This window comes from Variovorax sp. CCNWLW186, assembly GCF_037203865.1.
Classification (GTDB): domain Bacteria; phylum Pseudomonadota; class Gammaproteobacteria; order Burkholderiales; family Burkholderiaceae_C; genus Variovorax.
In genome coordinates, this window is record NZ_JBBCBO010000001.1 from 314,516 (window position 1) to 335,744 (window position 21,229).

22 protein-coding genes are annotated in these 21,229 nt (G+C 65.6%); 12 read left to right on the forward strand and 10 right to left on the reverse strand.

The features are described from left to right. Positions 1–39 precede the first annotated feature (39 nt). Positions 40–489: a ribonuclease HI gene (gene rnhA / locus V9K97_RS01545; protein ID WP_126746501.1), complete on the forward strand. Its 450-nt coding sequence runs from the start codon at positions 40–42 to the stop codon at positions 487–489. A 17-nt stretch (positions 490–506) separates the two neighbouring features. Here the strand turns inward: rnhA and moeA are convergent, their stop codons facing one another. The 4 genes from moeA to V9K97_RS01565 all read right to left on the reverse strand — a co-directional run bounded on the left by moeA (position 507) and on the right by V9K97_RS01565 (position 4,445). Continuing rightward, positions 507–1,823 carry a molybdopterin molybdotransferase MoeA gene (gene moeA / locus V9K97_RS01550; RefSeq protein ID WP_337315915.1) on the reverse strand — a complete coding sequence of 439 codons (1,317 nt, stop codon included), beginning with the start codon at positions 1,821–1,823 and terminating at the stop codon, positions 507–509. Continuing rightward, complete coding sequence (gene mobA / locus V9K97_RS01555; protein ID WP_337315916.1) at positions 1,820–2,470, reverse strand: molybdenum cofactor guanylyltransferase MobA; 651 nt, start codon at positions 2,468–2,470, stop codon at positions 1,820–1,822. The genes moeA and mobA overlap by 4 nt, the downstream gene beginning before the upstream one ends. Continuing rightward, a complete protein-coding gene (gene moaA / locus V9K97_RS01560) occupies positions 2,467–3,618 on the reverse strand; it encodes a GTP 3',8-cyclase MoaA (RefSeq protein ID WP_337315917.1) in 1,152 nt (383 codons plus the stop codon). The genes mobA and moaA overlap by 4 nt, the downstream gene beginning before the upstream one ends. A 65-nt stretch (positions 3,619–3,683) precedes the next feature. After that, positions 3,684–4,445: an SDR family oxidoreductase gene (locus V9K97_RS01565; RefSeq protein ID WP_337315918.1), complete on the reverse strand. Its 762-nt coding sequence runs from the start codon at positions 4,443–4,445 to the stop codon at positions 3,684–3,686. A 205-nt stretch (positions 4,446–4,650) separates the two neighbouring features. Between V9K97_RS01565 and V9K97_RS01570 the strand changes: the two genes are divergently transcribed. Beyond that, on the forward strand, positions 4,651–5,535 hold the full coding sequence (locus tag V9K97_RS01570; protein ID WP_258508389.1) for a ZIP family metal transporter: 885 nt from the start codon (positions 4,651–4,653) through the stop codon (positions 5,533–5,535). A 30-nt stretch (positions 5,536–5,565) separates the two neighbouring features. Here the strand turns inward: V9K97_RS01570 and V9K97_RS01575 are convergent, their stop codons facing one another. Together V9K97_RS01575 and V9K97_RS01580 are read right to left on the reverse strand one after the other, a co-directional pair. Beyond that, positions 5,566–6,999: an aldehyde dehydrogenase family protein gene (locus tag V9K97_RS01575; protein WP_258505952.1), complete on the reverse strand. Its 1,434-nt coding sequence runs from the start codon at positions 6,997–6,999 to the stop codon at positions 5,566–5,568. 48 nt (positions 7,000–7,047) lie between these two features. Next, positions 7,048–7,602: a peroxiredoxin gene (locus tag V9K97_RS01580; protein WP_258505954.1), complete on the reverse strand. Its 555-nt coding sequence runs from the start codon at positions 7,600–7,602 to the stop codon at positions 7,048–7,050. 149 nt (positions 7,603–7,751) lie between these two features. On the opposite strand from V9K97_RS01580, the gene V9K97_RS01585 reads away from it, so the two are divergent. The 8 genes from V9K97_RS01585 (at position 7,752) to V9K97_RS01620 (ending at position 15,335) form a co-directional block, all read left to right on the forward strand. Then, positions 7,752–9,326: a phospholipase D family protein gene (locus tag V9K97_RS01585; protein ID WP_337315919.1), complete on the forward strand. Its 1,575-nt coding sequence runs from the start codon at positions 7,752–7,754 to the stop codon at positions 9,324–9,326. Between the two features lie 9 nt (positions 9,327–9,335). Continuing rightward, on the forward strand, positions 9,336–10,124 hold the full coding sequence (locus tag V9K97_RS01590; RefSeq protein WP_337315920.1) for a sterol desaturase family protein: 789 nt from the start codon (positions 9,336–9,338) through the stop codon (positions 10,122–10,124). Continuing rightward, the gene (locus tag V9K97_RS01595; protein WP_337315921.1) at positions 10,108–11,079 is read left to right on the forward strand and encodes a fatty acid desaturase family protein; all 972 of its coding nucleotides are present in this window, start codon (positions 10,108–10,110) and stop codon (positions 11,077–11,079) included. The genes V9K97_RS01590 and V9K97_RS01595 overlap by 17 nt, the downstream gene beginning before the upstream one ends. Before the next feature lie 3 nt (positions 11,080–11,082). Then, positions 11,083–13,038 carry a beta-ketoacyl-ACP synthase III gene (locus V9K97_RS01600; RefSeq protein ID WP_337315922.1) on the forward strand — a complete coding sequence of 652 codons (1,956 nt, stop codon included), beginning with the start codon at positions 11,083–11,085 and terminating at the stop codon, positions 13,036–13,038. Continuing rightward, on the forward strand, positions 13,022–13,933 hold the full coding sequence (locus V9K97_RS01605; RefSeq protein WP_337315923.1) for a DUF6999 family protein: 912 nt from the start codon (positions 13,022–13,024) through the stop codon (positions 13,931–13,933). The genes V9K97_RS01600 and V9K97_RS01605 overlap by 17 nt, the downstream gene beginning before the upstream one ends. A gap of 18 nt (positions 13,934–13,951) precedes the next feature. Continuing rightward, on the forward strand, positions 13,952–14,320 hold the full coding sequence (locus tag V9K97_RS01610; protein ID WP_126746489.1) for a hypothetical protein: 369 nt from the start codon (positions 13,952–13,954) through the stop codon (positions 14,318–14,320). Beyond that, positions 14,307–14,537 (forward strand): hypothetical protein, encoded by a 231-nt coding sequence (locus tag V9K97_RS01615; protein ID WP_012747462.1) that lies wholly within the window; start codon positions 14,307–14,309, stop codon positions 14,535–14,537. The genes V9K97_RS01610 and V9K97_RS01615 overlap by 14 nt, the downstream gene beginning before the upstream one ends. 216 nt (positions 14,538–14,753) lie before the next feature. Further along, positions 14,754–15,335, forward strand: a complete 582-nt coding sequence (locus V9K97_RS01620) for a hypothetical protein (protein ID WP_337315924.1) — start codon at positions 14,754–14,756, stop codon at positions 15,333–15,335. Here the strand turns inward: V9K97_RS01620 and V9K97_RS01625 are convergent. Further along, on the reverse strand, positions 15,329–16,177 hold the full coding sequence (locus V9K97_RS01625; protein WP_337315925.1) for a metal-dependent hydrolase: 849 nt from the start codon (positions 16,175–16,177) through the stop codon (positions 15,329–15,331). The two genes, V9K97_RS01620 and V9K97_RS01625, sit on opposite strands and share 7 nt — an antisense overlap. Before the next feature lie 109 nt (positions 16,178–16,286). Between V9K97_RS01625 and V9K97_RS01630 the strand changes: the two genes are divergently transcribed. Next, positions 16,287–16,922 carry a TetR/AcrR family transcriptional regulator gene (locus V9K97_RS01630; protein ID WP_126746486.1) on the forward strand — a complete coding sequence of 212 codons (636 nt, stop codon included), beginning with the start codon at positions 16,287–16,289 and terminating at the stop codon, positions 16,920–16,922. 37 nt (positions 16,923–16,959) lie between these two features. Here the strand turns inward: V9K97_RS01630 and V9K97_RS01635 are convergent, their stop codons facing one another. Together V9K97_RS01635 and V9K97_RS01640 are read right to left on the reverse strand one after the other, a co-directional pair. Continuing rightward, entirely contained in the window at positions 16,960–17,328 is a 369-nt protein-coding gene (locus tag V9K97_RS01635) for a nuclear transport factor 2 family protein (protein WP_337315926.1), read from the reverse strand. Between the two features lie 13 nt (positions 17,329–17,341). After that, positions 17,342–19,561 carry a sodium-translocating pyrophosphatase gene (locus V9K97_RS01640; protein WP_337316026.1) on the reverse strand — a complete coding sequence of 740 codons (2,220 nt, stop codon included), beginning with the start codon at positions 19,559–19,561 and terminating at the stop codon, positions 17,342–17,344. A gap of 254 nt (positions 19,562–19,815) precedes the next feature. On the opposite strand from V9K97_RS01640, the gene ppa reads away from it, so the two are divergent. Next, a complete protein-coding gene (gene ppa / locus V9K97_RS01645) occupies positions 19,816–20,343 on the forward strand; it encodes an inorganic diphosphatase (RefSeq protein WP_021007095.1) in 528 nt (175 codons plus the stop codon). Positions 20,344–20,400: 57 nt separating this feature from the next. Here ppa and V9K97_RS01650 read toward each other — a convergent pair whose 3' ends face one another. Further along, complete coding sequence (locus V9K97_RS01650) at positions 20,401–21,153, reverse strand: hypothetical protein (RefSeq protein ID WP_337315927.1); 753 nt, start codon at positions 21,151–21,153, stop codon at positions 20,401–20,403. Between the last annotated feature and the right edge of the window lie 76 nt (positions 21,154–21,229).

Below are 21,229 nucleotides of genomic sequence, written 5' to 3' on the forward strand. Positions count from 1 at the left end.
GAATCAATGATCGATTGAAAGAAGAAGGAAAAGAAAGTTTTGAACGAAGTCGTGATCTACACCGACGGTGCGTGCAAGGGCAACCCGGGCCCCGGTGGCTGGGGCGCGTGGCTCAAGTCGGGCGCCACCGAAAAGGAACTGTTCGGCGGCGAACTGAACACCACCAACAACCGCATGGAACTCACGGCCGTGATCGAGGGCCTGGCCGCCCTCAAGCGGCCATGCAAGGTCATTCTTTATCTCGACAGCCAATACGTGCGCATGGGCATCACCGAATGGATCCGCGGCTGGAAAGCCAAGGGCTGGCGCACCTCGACCAAGCAGCCGGTAAAGAACGTGGAGCTCTGGCAAAAGCTCGACAAGCTGGTGGCGGAGGGTGGCCACGTCATCGAATGGCGGTGGGTCAAGGGCCACTCGGGCGATCCGGGCAACGAGCGCGCCGACATGCTTGCGAACAAGGGCGTGGACAAGGCCCTCGGCCGGATCTAGGCCGGATCCGGACCGGACTAGTCCTCGAGCATCATCACGTCGACTTCATCGCCCGCGGCCACGCTGCCCTGATCGTGGTGCAGCACCACGAGCCCGTTGGCCTCGACCATCGAACTCAGCACACCCGAACCCTGGTTGCCAGCGATGCGAACCTCGGGCAGGGCGCCGGCCACGGCCGTGACGAAGCCGCGCTGGTATTCGGTGCGGCCTGGCTTCTTGCGGATAGCGCCCACGCTGCGTGCACGCAGCAGCGGCCGCGGCGCGGCGGCAATGTCGTGGCAGCCCATCATGCGCAGCAGTGCAGGCCGCACGAACGCAAGAAAAGTGACCATCACGGCCACCGGATTGCCAGGCAGCCCGAACAACACGGCTGCGCCCGGCTGCGATGAAGAGGTTTGGTTGCGCGGGATCAGCCCGACGGCCATCGGCCGACCAGGCCGCATGGCAACCCGCCAGAACGCCATGTCGCCAAGCTGCTGCATCACCGCGCGCGTGTGGTCGGCGGCACCGACGCTCACGCCACCGCTGGTGATGATGGCGTCCGCCTCGCTGGCGGCGCGCTGCAGCGTGGCGGCGAGCGTGGCGGGGTCGTCGCGCACCAGGCCCAGGTCGATGACTTCGCAACCCAGCCGCGTGAGCAGGCCGAACACCGTGTAGCGGTTGCTGTCGTACACGGCGCCTTCGCGCGGCGGTTCGCCAAGGCTCAGGATTTCGTCGCCAGTCGAAAAGTAGGCCACGCGCAGGCGCCGCAGCACGGAAACCGAAGGCAGGCCGAGGCTCGCAATCATGCCCAGAGCTGCGGGCGACAGGCGCTCGCCACGTTTCAGGGCCGGTTGGCCCTGCATGAGGTCTTCGCCCGCGAAGCGGCGGTTGTCGCCGCGGCGGAGCACCTTGGCCGGAAAGCTCACGCGGTCGCCGTCGACCTTGCAGAACTCCTGCGGAATCACGGTGTCGAGCCCTTCGGGCATGACCGCGCCCGTCATGATGCGGACCGCGTCGCCCGCACCCAATGAGCCGCGCCACGCCGCGCCGGCCAGCGCGGTTCCCACCACGCGCAGATCGATCGATGCGTCGATGGGCGCATCGTCGCGCAGGACGGCGCCATCGAAGGCAAAGCCGTCCATGGCGGAGTTGTCGTGCGGAGGCACGCTGACTGGCGAGATGATGTCTTCGGCCAGCACGCGGCCGAGCGCTTCGCGCACGCCGACTTCTTCGCGTTCGGAGACCACGGCTTGGGCGACGAGCTGGGCCAGGAAGGCCTGGACCCCGTCGACGCTCAGCGCCTGGGGGTCATAGCCCGCAAGGGCGGCGGCAATGTCGGCGATGCGGCTCATCGGCTTTCTAGCGCGTGCAGTTCGGCCAGCGTATTGGCGTTGAAGAAAGCATCGGGCGCATCGCCGGGCCGGTCGAAGGGCACGAGCACGGTGCGGTGCTGCGCGGTCCACGCGTCGATCTTGCGGCCACCGGACTGGGTGAAGTTCACCAGGCTTTCGAGCAACGCGGTGTGTAGCAGGCAGAACACCGGCTGCGGCCGCAGCACCGGCGCCGCGCCGGGTTCGGCGGCGGCTTCGGGGGCGCTGACCATGGCGATTTCCGCGTTGTCGGCAACCAGTGCCTCGGCCATGCGGCTTGCCAAGTCGAGCGGGAACAGCGGCGTGTCGCAAGGCACGGTCAACAGGTAAGGCGTTTCGCAGCGCTCGAGGCCCGTCAAAAAGCCCGCGAGCGGACCCGCGTAGTCGGCCAGGCTGTCGGGCCACACCGGCACGCCGAAGGACTCGTAGGCGGCCAGGTTGCGATTGGCATTGATCATCACCTCGCCGACCTGCATGCCCAGCCGCAGCACGGCGTGCATTGCGAGCGGCGAGCCGTTGAAGTTCTGCAGGCCCTTGTCGATGCCGCCCATGCGCGTGCCGCGGCCGCCGGCCAGCAGCAGGCCGGTGATCTCGCTGGGGGAAATGGGTTCTTGTGTCTGTGGGGTCATCCGCCGATGTAGCTCATTTCGACGCGTCGCGGCGCCTTGTCGTTGGTGTCGTGCTCGGCGCTTTCAGGGCCGCGAAGCGCGCGCAGTTCGGAATAGCGGTCGGCGCGACCCTGCCAGATGTGGCCGATGGCGGAGGCGATCTCCTCGTCGGTGGCGGTGCCGCGCAGCAGCGGGCGCAAGTCGTGCCCCGCGCTGGCAAAAAGGCAGAGATAGAGCTTGCCCTCGGTGGACAGGCGCGCGCGGCTGCAGTCGTGGCAGAAGGCCTGCGTCACGCTGCTGATCACGCCTACTTCGCCGCCGCCGTCGGCATAGGCCCAGCGCTGCGCGGTTTCGCCGGGCGCGCTGGCCTCGAGCGGCACCAGCGGAAACTCGGCGCCGATGCGCGCGATGACCTCCGCCGAAGGCAGCACCTCGTCCATGCGCCAACCGTTGGTGGCGCCCACGTCCATGTATTCGATGAAGCGCAGCACGACCTTGCCGCCGTGGTTGTCGCGAAAGTAGCGCGCCATCGGCAGGATTTCCTGCTCGTTGGTACCGCGCTTCACCACCATGTTCACCTTGATCGGGCCGAGCCCGGCGGCCAGCGCCGCCTCGATGCCGGCCAGCACGTCGGCCACCGGAAAGTCGACATCGTTCATGTGGCGGAACACTGTGTCGTCGAGACTGTCGAGGCTTACCGTCACGCGTTGCAGGCCGGCAGCCGCCAACGCTGCCGCCTTGCGCCGCAGCAGCGAGCCGTTGGTGGTGAGCGTGAGCGCCAGTGGCTCGCCGGCCGGCGTGCGAAGCTCGGAAAGCTGCTCGATCAGCCCCTCGATGTTCTTGCGCAGCAGCGGCTCGCCGCCGGTGAGGCGGATCTTGCGCACGCCGTGGGCTGCAAAAAGCCGCGCGAGCCGCGTCATTTCCTCGAAGCTCAGCAGGGCGCTGTGCGGCAGGTATTGGTAGTCCTTGTCGAACACGTCTTTCGGCATGCAGTAGCTGCAGCGAAAGTTGCAGCGGTCTGTCACGCTGATGCGCAGGTCGGTCAGCGGCCGGCCGAGGCGGTCGAGCAGGTGGCCCGTGGCGGGAACGGCAATCTCCGGCACCGAAACCGCCGGGCGCGCGCGGCCGATTTCGGAGAGCGGAATGACGGTGGTGCTTTTGCTGTTCATGGGACAGCGGCCAATTTACTCCATCGGCGATGGGCCGAGCCGGAAAGGGCTACTCGGCAGGGCTGCTAGACGCAGCGCGCGCCGTCCACTTCGATGCACACGCCGCTGATGAACGCGGCCTCGTCGCTCGCGAGGTACAGCGCGGCGTTGGCCACGTCGAGCGCCGTCGAGAAGCGGCCGAGCGGAATGGTGGCGCGGAACTTGGCCTTGCGCTCTTCGGTGAGCGGCCCGCCTGCGAATTCGGTGGCCAGGCCGGTGTCGGGGTTGAACACCGGGTTGATGCAGTTCACGCGGATGTTGTCGGGGCCGAGCTCGGCGGCCAGCGACTTGCTCGTCGTGATGACGGCGCCCTTGGAGCCGTTGTACCAGGTGAGCCCCGGACGCGGACGCACGCCGGCCGTGGAGGCGATGTTGATGAACGAGCCGCCGCCGTTGGCGCGGAACGCCGGCACCGCGTGCACGGTGGCCAGATAGATGCTCTTCACGTTGACCGCGTAGCACTTGTCGAACTCGTCTTCGCCAACCTCGAGGGCAGGGCGGTTGCGGTGCGTCCAGCCGGCGTTGTTGACCATGGCGTCGAGCTTGCCGTGGCGCTCCACCGCGGCTTCGACCAAGGCCTTGACCTGTGCCGACTGCGTGACATCTGCCGCAAAGAACGAGGCCCTGCCGCCGTCGCGCAGGATGGCTTCGACCACCTGCTGGCCGGCTGCCGGGTTGATGTCGTTCACGAGCACCTGGGCGCCTTCGGCCGCGAGCCGCTTGGCGATGCCTTCGCCGATGCCGCCGCCGGCACCGGTCACGATGATGGATTTGTCCTTGACGCGCACGCTGTGTCTCCTCGAAAAAAGTGCAGCGGGGCAGTGTATCGGGCCATGGTGCCAAGTGCTTGTGCATGGCGCCTTTTGCGCAGCGCGCCCAGCGCGTGCTGGACGCCGTTGTTGAGAATTACTATCATCCAGGTGCCTGAGTACGCAGCACTCGAATGGACGCAAAGGGCTCTTTCAACACAAGGAGCTTGCAATCGTGCTTTACATGCAGCGCACCGATCTCTCGGCACGCCAATGGATCGGTCTGGCAATCGTCTCTGCCGGCGCGCTTGCGCTGGCCTTCCGGTTTTGCGAGTTCGTTCGCGCCGACCCGGTGGTCTGGAGCGCTCTACTGGGCGGTTCGGTAGCGGCGCTGGCCACTGCGCTGGGCACGCTGCCCGTGCTGTTCTCCCAGAAGCTTCCTGAGCGGCTGCAGGACACGCTGTTCGGTTTCGGCGCCGGTGTGATGCTGGCCGCCTGCGCCTTCTCCCTGATCATTCCCGGCCTGGAGGCGGCGCGAAAGGCGGAAATGTTCGGCGGCGGCAGCTGGGCCGCCGGCGGCGTGTTGGGCTCGGCCATCCTGCTCGGCGGCATCGCGCTGATGCTGCTGGACCGCGTGCTGCCGCACGAGCATTTCATCAAGGGCCTGGAGGGCCAGACCGCGCACAGGCTGCGGCGCACCTGGCTGTTCGTGTTTGCCATCGCACTGCACAACCTGCCGGAGGGCCTCGCGATCGGCGTCGGCTATGCGGCCGGCAACGGGTTGCGCGCCGACGCGCTGGCCACTGGCATCGCAATCCAGGACGTGCCCGAAGGCCTGGTGGTGGCCGTGGCGCTGCTGGCGGCGGGCTACAGGCGCGGGTTCGCCGTCTTCATCGGAATGGTTTCAGGCGTGGTCGAGCCCCTTGGTGCGGTGCTCGGTGCCGCCGTGGTCGGCCACTCCGTCTTGCTGCTGCCGTGGGGGCTGGGCTTCGCGGCCGGCGCCATGCTGTTCGTCATCAGCCACGAGATCATTCCGGAGTCGCACCGCAAGGGGCACGAAAGCTTTGCGACCAGCGGGCTGATGCTCGGCTTCGTGCTGATGATGCTGCTGGACACGGCGCTGGGGTAGACCTGCGCCACGACCCGGCCGGCCCGGCCTTCAACCGTGCTTGATGGCGACGGTCTTGAGGGTGGTGAAGCCGTAGAGCGCCTCAAAGCCCTTTTCGCGTCCGTAGCCCGACGACTTGACTCCACCGAACGGCAGTTCCACACCGCCGCCCGCGCCGTAGTTGTTGATAAACACCTGGCCGCTGCGCACCCGCTTGGCCATGCGGAACTGGCGTGCGCCGTCTGCTGTCCAGATGCCGGCAACAAGGCCGAACTGCGTCGCGTTGGCGAGCGCCACCGCTTCGTCCTCATCGGCGAACTGCATTGCGGCAAGCACCGGGCCGAACACTTCTTCCTGCGCGAGGCGGTGGTTCACCGGCACGTCGCGCAGCAGGGTGGGGGCCTGGTAGAAGCCGGTTTCGGGCGCTTCGTCGACCACGACGCCGTGGGCCACCATGGGGATGCCGGCCACCTGGGCGTCGCTCAGAAAGTCCCACACGCGCTGCTGCTGGGTCTGGCGGATCAGCGGGCCCACGTCGAGGTCCATCGCCGCGGGGCCGACGCGCAGGGCCTCGAAGGCGTGGCCGAGGCGCTCGAGCAGCGGCTCGTAGATGCCGCGCTGGATCAGCACGCGCGAACCCGCGGAGCACGTTTGGCCGGCGTTCTGCACGATGGCGTTGATGATGACCGGAATGGCCGCGTCGAGATCGGCGTCGGCAAAGATGATCTGCGGGCTCTTGCCGCCGAGCTCGAGCGTCACCGGGCAATGCCGCTCGGCGGCCACCTGCTGGATAAGCGTGCCGATCTTGGGGCTGCCGGTAAAGCTGATGTGGTCGATGCCTTCATGCCGCGCGAGCGCGTCGCCCACCTCGTGGCCATAGCCCGTCACGATGTTGAGCGCACCGGCCGGAAAGCCGACTTCGGCTGCAAGCTGCGCCACGCGGATCAAGGAAAGGCAGGCGTCTTCGGCCGGCTTCACCACGCACACATTGCCGGCCGCCAGGGCCCCGCCCACGCTGCGCCCGAAGATCTGCATCGGGTAGTTCCAGGGAATGATGTGGCCCGTGACGCCGTGCGGCTCGCGCCAGGTGAAAACGCTGTACCCGTCCTGGTAGGGAATCGTCTCGCCGTGCAGCTTGTCGCAGGCGCCGGCATAGAACTCGAAATAGCGCACCAGCGCCACCGCGTCGGCACGCGCCTGCTTCACGGGCTTGCCGCAGTCGCGCTGCTCGAGCAGGGCCAACTCGTCGACGTGCTCGGCAATCTTCTGCGAAAGCTTGTAGAGAAGGCGGCCGCGATCGGCCGCGCTCACCTTGTGCCAGACGCCCTCGAAGCAATCGCGCGCCGCGCGCACGGCGGAGTCGATGTCGGCGGCATTGCTGCGCTGGATTTCGTCGAAAGGTTGGCCATCGGAGGGGTCGAGCACCTGAAGGGTGCGGCCTGAGGAAGACGGGACGTCGGCGTTGGCGATGAAGTTGAGTTGCATGGAACGGGATTTTGCGCGAAGCCGCGCAAACCCGCCGGCAGCCCCGGGCTATCTTGGTGCGCCGGGGCGCGGCAGCGCCCGCACTGCATTGAGCATGCGCTCCACGTGCTTGTCCGGATTCAGGTTCTGGTAGTAGTAAGCCACCGTGCCGTTCGGCGCAATCACATAGGAGAGGCGGTTGGCAAAGTCCGGCCGCGTCTGCATCAGGGCGTCGAACCCGTTGATTACCGTCTTCGATTCGTCCGAGGCCACGGGAAAGCGGCTTTGGCACGACTTGACCGAGAACTTCGAGAGCGTGTCGATGTCGTCGGCCGAAACGCCGATGACGGTGGCGCCCAGCGCCGTGAACTGGTCGATGGCTTCGGCGAACGCATGGGCCTCGATCGAACAGTCGCTGGAGTCGGCCGCGGGAAAGAAGTACAACACCACCGGCCCCTTGGCCAAGGCTTCAGCCAGCGAGTAGCGGAAGGTTTTGCCGCCGAGCGCGGCATTGGCGGTGAACTTGGGTACCGGGTCGCCGATATCGAGGGCGGCGCTGGCGGGGAGCGCCATTGCGGCGGCGACCGACATCAGTGCGATGCGTGAGAGGATCGGTCTTGCCATGGTGTAACTCCGAACAGGTGTGAAGCGAATTCTAGGATGGGCGAGCATTTAAAGATGGCCCGAATGAAACCGGCAGGCGCCGGCCAGCGTATACCCGGCAGCAGTCAAGAAAAACCAAAGAAAACCAAAGAGAACACCGATCCACCATCATGAATGCCTGGTCTCGACTCCTTCGAATTTGCCTTGCGGGCGTGATGATCGCGTCGCTGGGTGCCTGCGGGTCGCTGCCGCCGGCGCGCGAGCGGGCGGCGGTAACTGCAGACGCGGCCGACCCCTCCACAACGCTCTCGAAGATCGTGGCGGCCTCGACGCCGCCCGGTGAGCATTCGGGCTTCCGGCTGATGCCGCTCGGCGTGTATTCGCTGGACGCGCGCATCCAGTTGGCGCAGCGTGCCCAGCGTTCGCTGGTGGTCCAGTATTACCAGCTCGAGAACGACGCCACCGGCCGGCTGCTGATGCGCTCGCTGCGCGAAGCGGCGGCGCGCGGGGTGAAAGTGCGCTTGCTGGTGGACGATCTCTACACGGCCAGGAGCCAGCAGCTGCTGCTTGCGCTTTCGCAGACGCCCAATGTGGACGTGCGGCTGTTCAACCCGTTCTGCTGCGGGCGCAACGGATTCCTGTCGCGCTTCGCGGCGTCGCCGCACGAGATCGGGCGGCTCAACCACCGCATGCACAACAAGCTCTTCATCGCCGACGGGGTGATGGCGGTGGTGGGCGGGCGCAACATCGCCGACGAGTATTTCGTGCTGAGCGAGGCGCAGAACTTCATCGACATGGACGCGCTGGTGGTGGGCAAGGTGCTGCCGCAGCTGGAGTCGATCTTCGATGCCTACTGGAACAGCAAGCAGGTCTGGCCCGTGGCGGACATCGTGCGGGGCGAGGGCAGGCGCACGCCCACCACCGCGGACTTCGATGCGTGGATCGGCATGGCGGCGGCGCCGCCGAAGATCGTGCTGCCGCCCTCCGACATCCTGGGTTACGGGCCGATTGCCGAAGAGCTCGACGGCGGCCGCATGGGGCTTTTGTGGGGCGAGGCCCGAGCCATTGCCGACCCGCCCACCAAGCCGACCACCATGACGGCGGACGAGGCCATTGCCACCAGCGTGACGATGCAGGTCTGGACGCTGTTGATGAACGCCAAGATCCAGGTCGACCTGACCTCGCCGTACCTGGTCCCCGGCGAGCGCGGCATGGCGGCCTTCGAAGACCTCGCCAAGCGCAACGTCAAGCTCACGCTGCTCACCAATTCGCTGGCCGCCAACGACGAACCGCTGGTGCACACCGGCTACGCGCGCTACCGCGAGCGGTTGCTCAAGGGCGGGGCCGACCTGTACGAACTGAGCCCGCAGCGCACCACCGCGGGCGAGCGCTTCGGCATGTTCGGCAAATCGCTCGGGCGGCTGCACTCCAAGACGGCGGCCATCGACAAGACGCGCATCTTCATCGGCTCGATGAACCTCGATCCGCGCTCGGCGAGCCAGAACACCGAGATGGGCCTTGTGGTCGACAGCCCTCAGCTGGCGCGCGAGATGCTGCGCGTCATCAACATCAGCAAGCTGCAGAACTCGTACCGCCTGCGCCTTGCCAAGGACACCGGCACGTTGCAGTGGCTCACGAGCGACGGGGAAAAGGAAGTCATCCTGACCTCGGAGCCGGAGTCGACCTTCTTCCAACGGCTCCACAACATGATCATTGCGCCTCTGGTTCCTGAAATGCTGCTGTAGCCTCGGGGGATGGCGCAAACCTTTACAAATTTGTCCGCCCTCCAGGTGATGTGCTGGGGGCTGGCGTTTTTCGGCTCGATCTACCTTGGGTTTGGCGCGCTCAATTGGCTGTTGACCCGTCGGGTGCTGCCGGCGCTCGGAATCGGGCGGGTGCTCGATCCGCGCCCGCTGCAGCCGGGGCAACTGCGCCGCGAACTGACGCAGTCGGGCGTTTCGGTGCTGGTTTTCGGGCTGGGCATGGTGTTTCCGTGGGGCTTGCTTCAGCTGGGCTGGGCGCGGCTCGACGCGGATGCGGGCTGGCGGCAGATCGCGCTTGAAATCGTGGTGCTCGCGGTCTGGAACGACGTGCATTTCTGGTTCAACCATCGCGTGCTGCACATGCGGTGGCTGCGGCGTTTTCACGGGCCGCACCACCGCTCGGTGGTGACAACGCCCTGGGCCACGTACAGCTTTCACCCGATCGAGGCGGCGATGCTCGGCAACGTGATCCTGCTGCCGATGCTGCTGCACGACTTCAGCTTCTGGTCGCTTGCCTCGGTGCCGCTGTTCAGCCTGTTCTTCAACAGCATCGGCCACTCGAACTACGACTTTTTTCCCGGGGTGTCTTACAGCCACTGGTTCGCCGCGAGCCGTCGGCACCATTTGCACCACGCCTGCCACGGCGGCAACTACGGCTTCCAGTTCACTTTCATGGACCGGTTGTTCGGCACGCGCATCGCCGCCGATGCGGCCGAGCCGCAGTTCCAGGCTTTTCAAGACAAGCAGCAACGCCAACAGCAGCATGGCACGCCGGCCTGACGCGCTGCGCCGGCCGGCACGCCTGCGCCATTGGCGCGACTGGCAGAGCCTTGCCTACCTGGTGGTGCTTCCGGCGCTGGTGGCATGGCAGTGGGTGCATGGCTTTGCCGTGCTGCTCTATGGATTGATGCTGTTTCTGACGTTGGGCGTGGGCGTGATCCACCACAACCACGTGCACTTGCGCATGTGGCGCGGGCGGCGCATGAACCGGCTCACCGACTTCTGGATCACGCTGCTGCAGGGGCACCCGACTTTCGTTTTCTGGCCCGCGCACGTGGCCAACCACCATCGCCACCGACATGGGCCGCAGGACGTGGCGCGCACCTACCGCTTCGGCGGCGATACCAACCACTTGCGCGGGTACTTGCTGCATCCGTTCCAGACGGTGTGGGTGCTGGTGCCCGTGTTCCTGGGCTGGCTCGGGCGGCTTCGAAGGCACCAGCCGGGGCCTTGGCGTTATTGCATGGCGCAATACGCGCTTTGGCTCGGGAGCTGGAGCGCGCTGCTGCTGCTCGACTGGCGCAAGGCGCTGCTGTTCGTCATCGTGCCGCAACTGCACGGGCTGCATTGGCTGCTGGCCACCAACTATCTGCAGCACGCGCATGCGGACGGATGCAGGCCCACACCGAAGGCAGAGGCGAGTGCGGAGGCGCGGCGCGATACCGCGGGTACCCGGTTGAACTACGCACGCAATTTCGAAGGGCTGGTGAACCCGTTGCTGTTCAACATCGGCCTGCACACCGCACATCACGAGAACCCGCATGTCCATTGGTCCGAACTCACGCAATTGCACCGCACGCACTACCGCGCGCGGGTCGATCCCGCACTCAACGAGCAAGGACTGGTGCCCTACATGGTTCGCGTGTTCGTGCTGGGAGCGCTGTGGCCGCGCTTTCGCAGCCGCTCGCTGATGTCCTCCGTGCCTTTCGTGCCGCCCGAGTCTTCAACCCTCTGAACCATGCCTGTTCCATTTCAACGCGTCTATATCGAGAGCGCCGGCTACTACATGCCCGGCGAGCCCATTCCCAACGAGCGCATGGACGCCTACATCGCGCCGCTCAACCGCATGTCGGAGCGCATCAAGCGGCGCATCCTGGCCGAGAACGGCATTCTCACGCGGCACTACGCAATCGACGAGGAGGGCATGACGCGTGAAACCAATGCGCAGCTGGCGGCGGGCGCGATCCGCGATTGCCTGCAGCGCGGCGGGGCCGAGCTGTCGCGCGTTTCGCTGCTGGCCAGCGGTTCGTCGGGCGGCGACACGCTCATGCCGGGCTTTGCCAACATGATCCAGGGCGAACTGGCGGCAGCGCCAATGGAGACCTTGTCGGTGCATGGCATCTGCGCCGCGGGCGTGTCGGCCATCCAGTCGGCCGCGCAAGGCATCGAGTTGGGCGCGCACCGCAGCGCGCTTGCGGTGGCCAGCGAAATGCCGTCGCGGCTTTTCAAGCGCTCGCGCTTCGCGGCGCGTGGCTATGAAACGGACTTCGATTCGCACTTCCTGCGGTGGATGCTTTCCGACGGCGCGGGCGCGCTGCTGCTCTCCGACGGCGCGCCGGGGCTGGCCGGCAACCCCGGGCTGCGCCTGCGGCTGAAATGGGTGCACCAGCGCGCGTTCTCGGGCGACTACCCGGTGTGCATGCAACTGGGCCTGACCGAAGACCGTGCGCGCGGGCATCTGGACTACGGCTCCTGGGCCGAGGCGGAAGCGGCCGGTGCCTTGTCGCTGCGGCAGGACATTCGCCTTCTGCCGCACCTGTTCGACATCGGCATTCACGAATACGCGACGCTGGTGCGCGATGGCTGGGTCGATCCGAAGCGGGTCGATCACTTCCTGTGCCACTACTCGTCGGAAAAATTCATTCCCGTGGTCGAAGACCTGATGACCAAGGCCGACCTTGCCATTCCCCGCGAGAAGTGGTGGAGCAACCTGGCCTGGCGCGGCAACACCGGCGCGGCGTCGATCCTGATCATGCTGTCGGAGTTCTTGCACACCAAGACGCTGAAGCCCGGTGAGCAGATCTTCTGCTACGTGCCGGAGTCGGGGCGCTTCATGGCTGCCTACATGCTGCTGGAGGTCGAGGCGGCGGATGCGCCGCTGCAGGCGGTGCCCAGCCCACGCGCGGCCGCCGAACCCGCACCCGCCGACGACGAGACGGCGATTGCGCCGCCGCACGATCCCGCCGCCGCGCCTGAAGGCCTGGGCGCGCTGCTGACCGAGCTGGCCGGCATCTGGCACGACTATCGCTCCAACGTCTGGCGCACGCCTCTGATCCGCCAGATCCGCGAGCGCCGCTTCGCGCTGCCCGATTACCTGAACTGGATGGAGCAGTGGGTTCCGCAGGTGCGCGAAGGCAGCCGCTGGATGCGCGAAGGCGCCGCTTCGCTGACGGGGCCCTACAAGACGCTTGCCGCGTTGATCGACGTGCACGCGGGCGAAGAGCAGGACGACTTCAACATTCTTTTCAGCGACTACCGGAAGGCTGGCGGCACCGTGGCCGAGATCGGCGAGTTGCGCCGCAACCCCGGTGGGGAGGCACTCAACGCCTACCTGCACGGCCTGGCGGCCACGCGCGACCCCATCGGGCTGCTTGGCGCGATCTACATCATCGAAGGCACCGGCCAGCGCATCGTGCCGGCGCTGCTTCCGCTGATCAAGGCCGGCCTGAAGCTGCCGCCCGATGCGTTCCGTTTTCTGGAGTACCACGGCCACAACGACGAGAACCACCTGAACCGATGGCTCGCCGCCGTCGAGATGGTGATGGCTGTGGAAGCGGACAAGGACGGCCAAGGCACCAAAGGGCAGGGCCGCGCAGCCCGGCAGATCATCGACACGGCGCGCCACACGGCCGCGCTGTACTTGATGCAGTTTCAGCACATCACGGAGCGAATGTCACATGAGCCGAACGCCTGATTTTCTCGAGCAGGGCCACGATGAGCGCGACCCCAGCCCATGGCTCGCCCTCTATCTCGACCAGAGCACGCCGCTGCCCGACGAGGTCAAGGCCGCATGGCTCGCCGATTCGAGTTCGGGCTCGCGCCAGTACCTTCTGCCGTTCCTGCGGCCGGTGGCGCGGCTGACGATCATCCTGATCCAGGTAGTGAAGGTGTTCGTGCCGCGCAATTGGTCGCATTCGAAGATGCTGCACAACCTGCTGGCCTGGGGGCTGAAGCGCTTCGTGTCGCCGGAGGCGAACTGGCTGATCCTGCGGCACTTCCATCTGGGTTCGCAGGTGCTGAGCTTCATTGGCCGCAATTCCCCCGCGCCGGTGGGCACCTCGCCGCTGGAGCCTGCCGATATCGACGCACTCAGGGACGAGACATTCCTGAAGCACGATCTGAACCTGTTCAATTTCGTGATCCGCCTGAACCAAGCGCTGCGCGACAAGGGTATGGTTCTCGGCAAGGCGCCGAATGTCGACTTTTCGATGATCAAGGACCCTGGGTTGCGGCTTTCGGACATGCCGCAAGGCAAACTGAATTTTCTCGACCTGCAGAGCGCCATTGAACTCTTTACGCCGCTTTATCAGTTGATGTTGACCGATAACGACTTTTGGCGAGCAGCCAACTCCCTGCAGCTGGACGAAACCATCGGCATCTACGCCGCGACGGTGCTGGGCGCTCCGGAGCACCTGATTTTGGTCAACAACAAGCACCCACTGGTGCCGCTTTCCACCTTGCGGGCGGGACATCGGCTGGTTATCCATGGGCTTTCGACCGAAATGCTGCACAGCCTGCTGCGGCGCCTGCAGGCCGCGCATGAGGCGACCCCCGAGGCAACACCTGCACGGGAGGAGGCACTTGCATAAAGCGTATGCTGCCCCCAGATGGACTCCATGAACACGACCCAAAATCCGTCTCCCAAGACCGATCTGGCAGTGACCCACGTGCTGGCTCAACTGCTGGAACGGCTCGAGCACAGCACCGTTCCCGTCGGGGCGGAGCAGTACCGCTCGGTGGTCGAGCACCTCGTGCACGAATTCAGCGACGTTGAACCGGGCGCCGATCTGGGCCGCCTGCTCGACGCTTATCCCGCTGCCGCCGAGGTGTACGAAAATATCAACTATCAACACGCCGGCCTGTGCCGCTCGGCGCTGGACGCGGCACTTGCAGCCGAAGTCCGCGCCAGAGAAGTCATCGCACGGGCCATGCGTAATACCGAACCCAAAAAGGACAAAGCCGATGGCCAAAGCTGAGGTGAAGACTGCCGTCGTGGCCGATGGCTTGCGTTACAAATCGAAAGCACCAGGGTCGCCGTTCCGTGCGTCCGCGTCTTTCAGCGGGGCAACCATGTCCTGCTTCATGTGCGGCAAGCACCGCGTACGCTCGCAGCTGCGCACCCGCCAGGTGCTCGGCAAGTCGCAAACCGTTTGCGCGCCTTCGTGCAAGGCGCTGGACGAGTCGCTCGAATAATCTGGCGGCGCTCGGCTAGCAGGGCTGAGCGTCTTTTTGGCGACATGCCCGAGCACCGCCGGTGCAGATTTCCTTCCCTATTTGCGGTATTGGATATACAGTTAGACACAATTGATGCAAGTAATTGCAGTCAATAAAAAGTTCTAATTTGTAGTCGACGGCAAATGATTTTGTATAGGCGCGCCCGGCGTCGGGCAATGTGCGGAAGGACCTGCAATGAATAAATCACGTCATGTCGTCATGCAGGTGGTCAGGCGCTCGTCCGGCAGCGCGACGCACCATGTCGAGTTCTTCATGGACAACACCTTTGCCGAACGCCTTCGGCAGTTGCGCTCGCTGGTGCCGCCGCTCGGCAGCCTCAACAAGCAGCGCGACCTGGTGATCGACAAGGTGCGGGTGCGGCTTCCGAATGCCATCTGGCGCACCGGCAGCCATGTCGACAGCGGCGTCGAGGGCTCCTGCATCGTGATTGCAGCCGAAGGCTCGTTCAACTGCGGCGGCAAGGACCGCAACACCCGCGAGAAGCTGGTGACCTACAACTTCTCGATTGCGCGCCTGATCGAGCTGCACGCCGAACGCCCCGACAACGAAACCCTGTACATCCGCGACGGCACTTTTGCCAACGACGAGCCCGCCGAGTCGGCCGCGGGCCAGTGGGTTGCCTCATTGAATGAGCTGGAAGCCGTGATGCGTGTTCCCGATGCTCCCTCGGACTTCGACACCTTGCACGACTTGACGATGCGGCCCGAGCAGCGGCCGGCTGTCACCCCTCCCACGCACCGGGCCAGCTTCTACTGAAGAGCCGCGCCGGCCGCTTCGGGTGCCGCGCCCACGGCGGCGTATTGCGCGCGGTTGTTTTCGAGCCAGCGCGCCGAAAGGCTGCTGTCTTGCTGCGCCGGATGAAAGTCTTCGCGGAAGTAACTGCGCCAGGCGCTCCAATTTCCACGCAGCAAGCCGCCTCTGCTGAGCAGAATGCGCGCGGCGCTTTTCCAGGTCGCCCACTTCCACAGCTGCCCTTCATGGCGCAGGTTGTCGACCGTCTGGTGCAGCAGGTCGCCCAGGAACATCACGGTCACGCGGCGAAACCAGCGCGTGCGCCACGCGTCCGAACCTTGCGCGGCCTTGTAGATGTCGAAGGCGACGGACTTGTGCTCCAGCTCTTCGGCGCAATGCCAGAGCCACATCGTCAGCAGCCGAGGTTCGGCGCCGTCGAGCACTTCAGGGTGGCCCAGCAGCCATTCGGCAAACATGGCAGTGAAGTGCTCAGTCGCCGCGGTCACGGCCAGCGCGTGGCGAGGATCGGCGCCTTCCATCAGCTCCATTCGCTTGGCAGCACGGGCCGTCCAGCCGTCCTTCAGGCCCTGCGCTTCGAGGTGGCCGTTGAAGAGGGTGTGGATGCGACGGTGCGTGGCTTCCTGCCCGATGAAGCCGCGCACCTCGGCACGGTATTTTTCTTGCGCTTCCGCCGGCAGCGTGGCCACGGTGTCGCGCACGGCATCGATGAAGAACTGCTCGCCGAACGGAAAGCTCATCGACAAGGCGTTGAAGAAGGCGGTGGAGAATGCATCGCCCCCGCACCAGTTGCGGCCGAACGGCGTTTGCAGATCGATGAGAAGGCGGCGCACCACAAGCTCGGTCATGAAAGCAATCCTCTGGAGAGTGGGTTGGTACACGTCAGTACCGGTTGCCTGAATAGTGCGCACATCTGCTGGTACCGTCAAGTACCAAGGCGTAGGAAAATGTACCCTCATGAGCATCGCGATTGAAAAACCAGCCCTTGCCGGCCCTTCGGGAGAGCCGGTGCACGAGCATTACTCGCGCCTGCTGGAGGGCATGGCCCGCGCCGTAGCGGCCAAAGGCTACGCGGAGACAACCATTGCCGACATCGTGCGCGAAGCGGCGGTTTCGCGCCGAACCTTCTACGAGCACTTCGCGACCAAATCGGAATGCCTGATTGCCCTGTACGAGGCTGCCAGCAAGCTGGCGCTGCGGGCGGTGAGCGAGGCCTTCGATCCGGCGCATCCGTGGCACGCGCAGGTGGAGCGGGCCATGACCGCCTACTTCGACTATCTTGCGCAGGACCCGGTGCTGCTGCGTACGCTGTTCATCGAGATACTAGGGCTCGGAATGCCAGGCTTGGCGGCGCGGCGCCGGGTGAACGATGAGATTGCCAGCTTCATCCAGCTGGCCATCAATGGCAGCGGCGGCAACGCGCAGGGCGGCCCCGCGGCACACCTCACCAGCGAAATGGCCATGACGGTGGTGGGCGGCATCAACGAGCTGGTGCTCCAGGCCATCGAGCAGAACCGGGCCGGCGATCTGAGCCAACTGGTTGCACCGGCCACGCGCCTGGTGCGCGCCGTCGCCGCCGAGAGCTCCAGGTAGCGGTCAGGCAGGGGCTAGGTAGCGGCAGATCGGCCGATCAAGCCGGCTTGGCCTGCGCCGGGTCGTAGAAGAATTCTTCCTCGGCAATGCGGTCGCCCGCCCAGCGCTGCCAGGCGAGCTCTTCCATGCGCATGGTCCTGCCGCCCTTGAAGCGGAAATCGAACACCCACCGGATCACCACGTGGTCGCCGTTCACGAGCACGGGGCGCACGCAGGTCGAAACGACGGATTCGGTTCGTTCCAACATCGCCTGCTCGTGCGCAACCAGCGTGGCACGGCCGCGACGGGGCTCGGCCTGGTTCTCACGCATGGTTGCGTCTTCGGTGTAGTAGTTTTCGATGGCCTTGGCATGCGCGCCACTTTCGACGGCGGCAATAAAGGCTTCGAGTCTTTCCGCGGAAGGCATCAGATCTTGGCTTTCATTTCACTGCGCCTGAAGCCACGGCTGCCGGCGGCGTTGCGGACGCGGCCGGAGCAGCCGGAGCCGGAGCCGAAGGCGCGGGTGCAGGAGCGGCGGGCGCGGTGACCGCCACGGGCGCTTCAACCTTGTGCGGCATGGCCGCCGCCGCATCGCCGCCGTGGAACTTGACCACCAGCGGCACGATCAGCAGCGCGACGATGTTGATGATCTTGATCAGCGGGTTGACTGCCGGGCCGGCCGTGTCCTTGTAGGGGTCGCCCACTGTGTCGCCGGTGACTGCGGCCTTGTGCGCCTCGGAGCCCTTGCCGCCGTGATGGCCGTCTTCGATGTACTTCTTGGCGTTGTCCCATGCGCCGCCGCCTGTGCACATTGAGATGGCCACGAACAGGCCTGTGACGATGGTGCCCATCAGCAGGCCGCCCAGCGCCTTGGGCCCGAGCAGCAGGCCGACCAGGATCGGCACCACCACCGGCAGCAGCGAGGGGATCATCATTTCCTTGATGGCCGCGCCTGTCAGCATGCCCACAGCCTTGCCGTACTCAGGCTTGCCGGTGCCTTCCATGATGCCGGGGATTTCGCGGAACTGCCTGCGCACTTCTTCCACCACCGCGCCGGCAGCCCGGCCCACGGCTTCCATGGCCATGGCGCCGAACAGATAGGGAATCAGCCCGCCGATGAAGAGGCCGACGATCACCATCGGATCGCTCAGGTTGAAGCTGATGTTCAGCCCGAAGCTCTCCAGCTTGTGGGTGTAGTCCGCAAACAGCACCAGCGAGGCCAAGCCAGCCGAGCCGATGGCGTAGCCCTTGGTCACCGCCTTCGTGGTATTGCCGACCGCATCGAGCGGATCGGTCACGGCGCGCACGCTGTCGGGCAGTTCGCTCATCTCGGCAATGCCGCCGGCGTTGTCGGTGATGGGGCCGTAGGCGTCGAGCGCCACCACGATGCCCGCCATGCTCAGCATCGACGTGGCAGCCACGGCAATGCCGTAGAGCCCTGCGAGCGCGTACGAGGCCAGGATGGCAATGCAGACGAAGATCACCGGCCAGGCCGTGGAACGCATCGAGACGCCCAGGCCCGCGATGATGTTGGTGCCATGGCCCGTGGTGGAGGCCTGCGCGATGTGCCGCACCGGCTTGTACTGCGTGCCGGTGTAGTACTCGGTAACCCACACCAGCGCTGCGGTGAGCGCAAGGCCCACGAAGCAGGCGCCGAACAGCTTGAGCTGGCTGCCGCTCGGGGCGATGGCGTTGTCCGGAATGATCCAGCTGGTGACAAACCAGAACGCGATCAGCGACAGGATGCCCGCCACCGCCAGGCCCTTGTAGAGCGCCGGCATCACGTTGACCATACCCGGCGAGGCCTTGACGAAGAAGCAGCCGACGATCGACGCGATGATCGACACGCCGCCCAGTGCGAGCGGGTACAGCACCGCGTTGACCGGCGCCGCCGCCACCATGAGCGCGCCCAACACCATGGTGGCGATGAGCGTGACCGCATAGGTCTCGAACAGGTCGGCCGCCATGCCGGCGCAGTCGCCGACGTTGTCGCCCACGTTGTCCGCAATGACGGCCGGGTTGCGTGGGTCGTCTTCCGGAATGCCGGCTTCGACCTTGCCCACCAGGTCGGCGCCCACGTCGGCGCCCTTGGTGAAGATGCCGCCGCCCAGCCGCGCGAAGATCGAGATCAGCGAGGAGCCGAAGGCGAAGCCGATCAGCGGATTGAGAATGGCCGAAAGGCTGCGGTCCGGCGTGAGGTTGCCGTTGCCCGCCAAAAACCAATAGAAGACCGAGACGCCCAGAAGCCCCAGCCCCACCACCAGCATGCCCGTGATGGCGCCGCCGCGAAACGCGACGTCCAGCGCCGGGCCGATGCCTTGCGTGGCCGCCTGCGCGGTGCGCACGTTGGCGCGCACCGACACGTTCATGCCGATGAAGCCGCAGGCGCCCGAAAGCACCGCGCCCACCACGAAGCCGACGGCCGTGGTCGCGTCGAGAAAGATGCCGATGAGAATGGCCAATACGACGCCGACCACCGCGATGGTGGTGTACTGCTTGGCGAGGTAGGCCGATGCGCCGGCCTGGATGGCGGCTGCGATTTCCTGCATCCGGGCGTTGCCCGGGTCCTTGGCGAGAATCCAACTTCGGGCCCAGAAACCGTATCCGACGGCCACGAGGCCGCAGACGATGGCGAGTATCAGGGGGGTGTTGCCGATCATGCTTTGCTTCTCCATTCGTTCGTTGTGACTTGTGGAGACGGACAGCATGGGTCCTGCGCGCAACGCGTACGGGACCCATGTTTTCCGTCGCGTTGCTTCCTCGAAGCTCGCTGCACCGAAGTGCGGAGCCGATTGGCCAACGGGTGCAATTTACAGGCAAATACAGGAACGTGTGCGACCGTGCCGTGACACGGAAAGTAAACTCCGGGTTTGTCCCCATCTCCTCTCATACTTTTCAACTACTCGAAAACGTCATGTCCTTCGACAAAGTCTCCCCCGGCAAGAATATTCCCGACGCCTTCAATGTGGTGATCGAAATCCCGATGAATGCCGACCCGATCAAGTACGAAGTCGACAAGGAATCTGGCGCGATCTTCGTCGATCGCTTCATGACGACCGCGATGTACTACCCCGCCAACTACGGCTACGTGCCCCAGACGCTGTCGGGCGACGGCGACCCGGTCGACGTGCTGGTGATTGCACCGTACCCACTCTTGCCCGGCGTGGTGGTGCCGTGTCGTCCGCTTGGCATCCTGATGATGGAAGACGAAGCCGGCGTGGACGGCAAGGTGCTGGCGGTACCCACCGACAAGGTGCTGCCGATCTACAGCCACTGGAAGTCGGTCGACGACGTGAACCCGATGCGCCTGAAGGCCATCAGCCACTTCTTCGAGCACTACAAGGACCTGGAAGCCGGCAAGTGGGTCAAGGTGCTCGGCTGGGAAGGCATCGACGCCGCCAAGAAGGAAGTCGTCGACGGCATTGCTGCTTACAAGAAGTAAGCGGGGTAATTGACCTGATCGGTCCTGCCGAAGAGCAGGGCACCAGGCGGCGGGGCCTCAGCCCTGCGCCGCGTCCCCGGCCAGACGCATCCATTCGCGATTGACGGAGCGTGCGTGCGAATTCCAGTGGCGCGCGGCCTGCTGGAGTTCGTTCCATTGCCGCTGCGCGGCAGCGGTATCGCCTTGCTCCGCCAGCCAGGCGATGTAGCGGGCACGGGCTTCGACCGTGTTGTACTGGCTCAGCGCCGATTCGAAGGCCTCGCGAGCCTCTGCATGGCGCCCATCGGCAGCGAGCGCGCGGGCGGTGAGCACGGCGACTTCGTCCCTCCGGTAGTCGTCGCGTGAGGCGCGCAGGGCCTGGAGCGCCTGCAGCGCTTCGCGGCCCGAAGCCGCGCCGCCTGCGGCCAGCAGCGCGCTGGCCAGGCCAAATTGCAATTCAGGATCGGATGCGAGCGGACCTTTCAGGGCGTTGCGGTAGTGCCCGACTGCGTCTGCAGCCTGGCCCTTGTCGAGCGCGGCCTTGGCAAGGCGCAGCTTGTTCTGGGCGGTAGGGGCGAGGTCGTACGCCTCGGTGGCTGCGCGGTACTCGCGCTCGGGGTCGATGAAGCCGATGGCCGCGCTCGCCACCTTGCCCGCCGTGCGCTGCATGCGGGAGGCGGGCAGGTACTCGACCACAAAGTACACGACGCTGCCCAGCAGGGGAAAGCTGAACAGAATGATGAGCCAGTACATCTGCTTGCCGTGGCGCATGGCATGCACGGCGAAGAACAGCGCAATGAGGATGTGCAGCCCCAGTCCGACGAACGGCATCGGTTTCTTTCTGTTGTTGGATTGGGCGCGTTTATAGCAGCCCCGCATTGCGGCAGGCCGACCGCGCCGCCGCGTC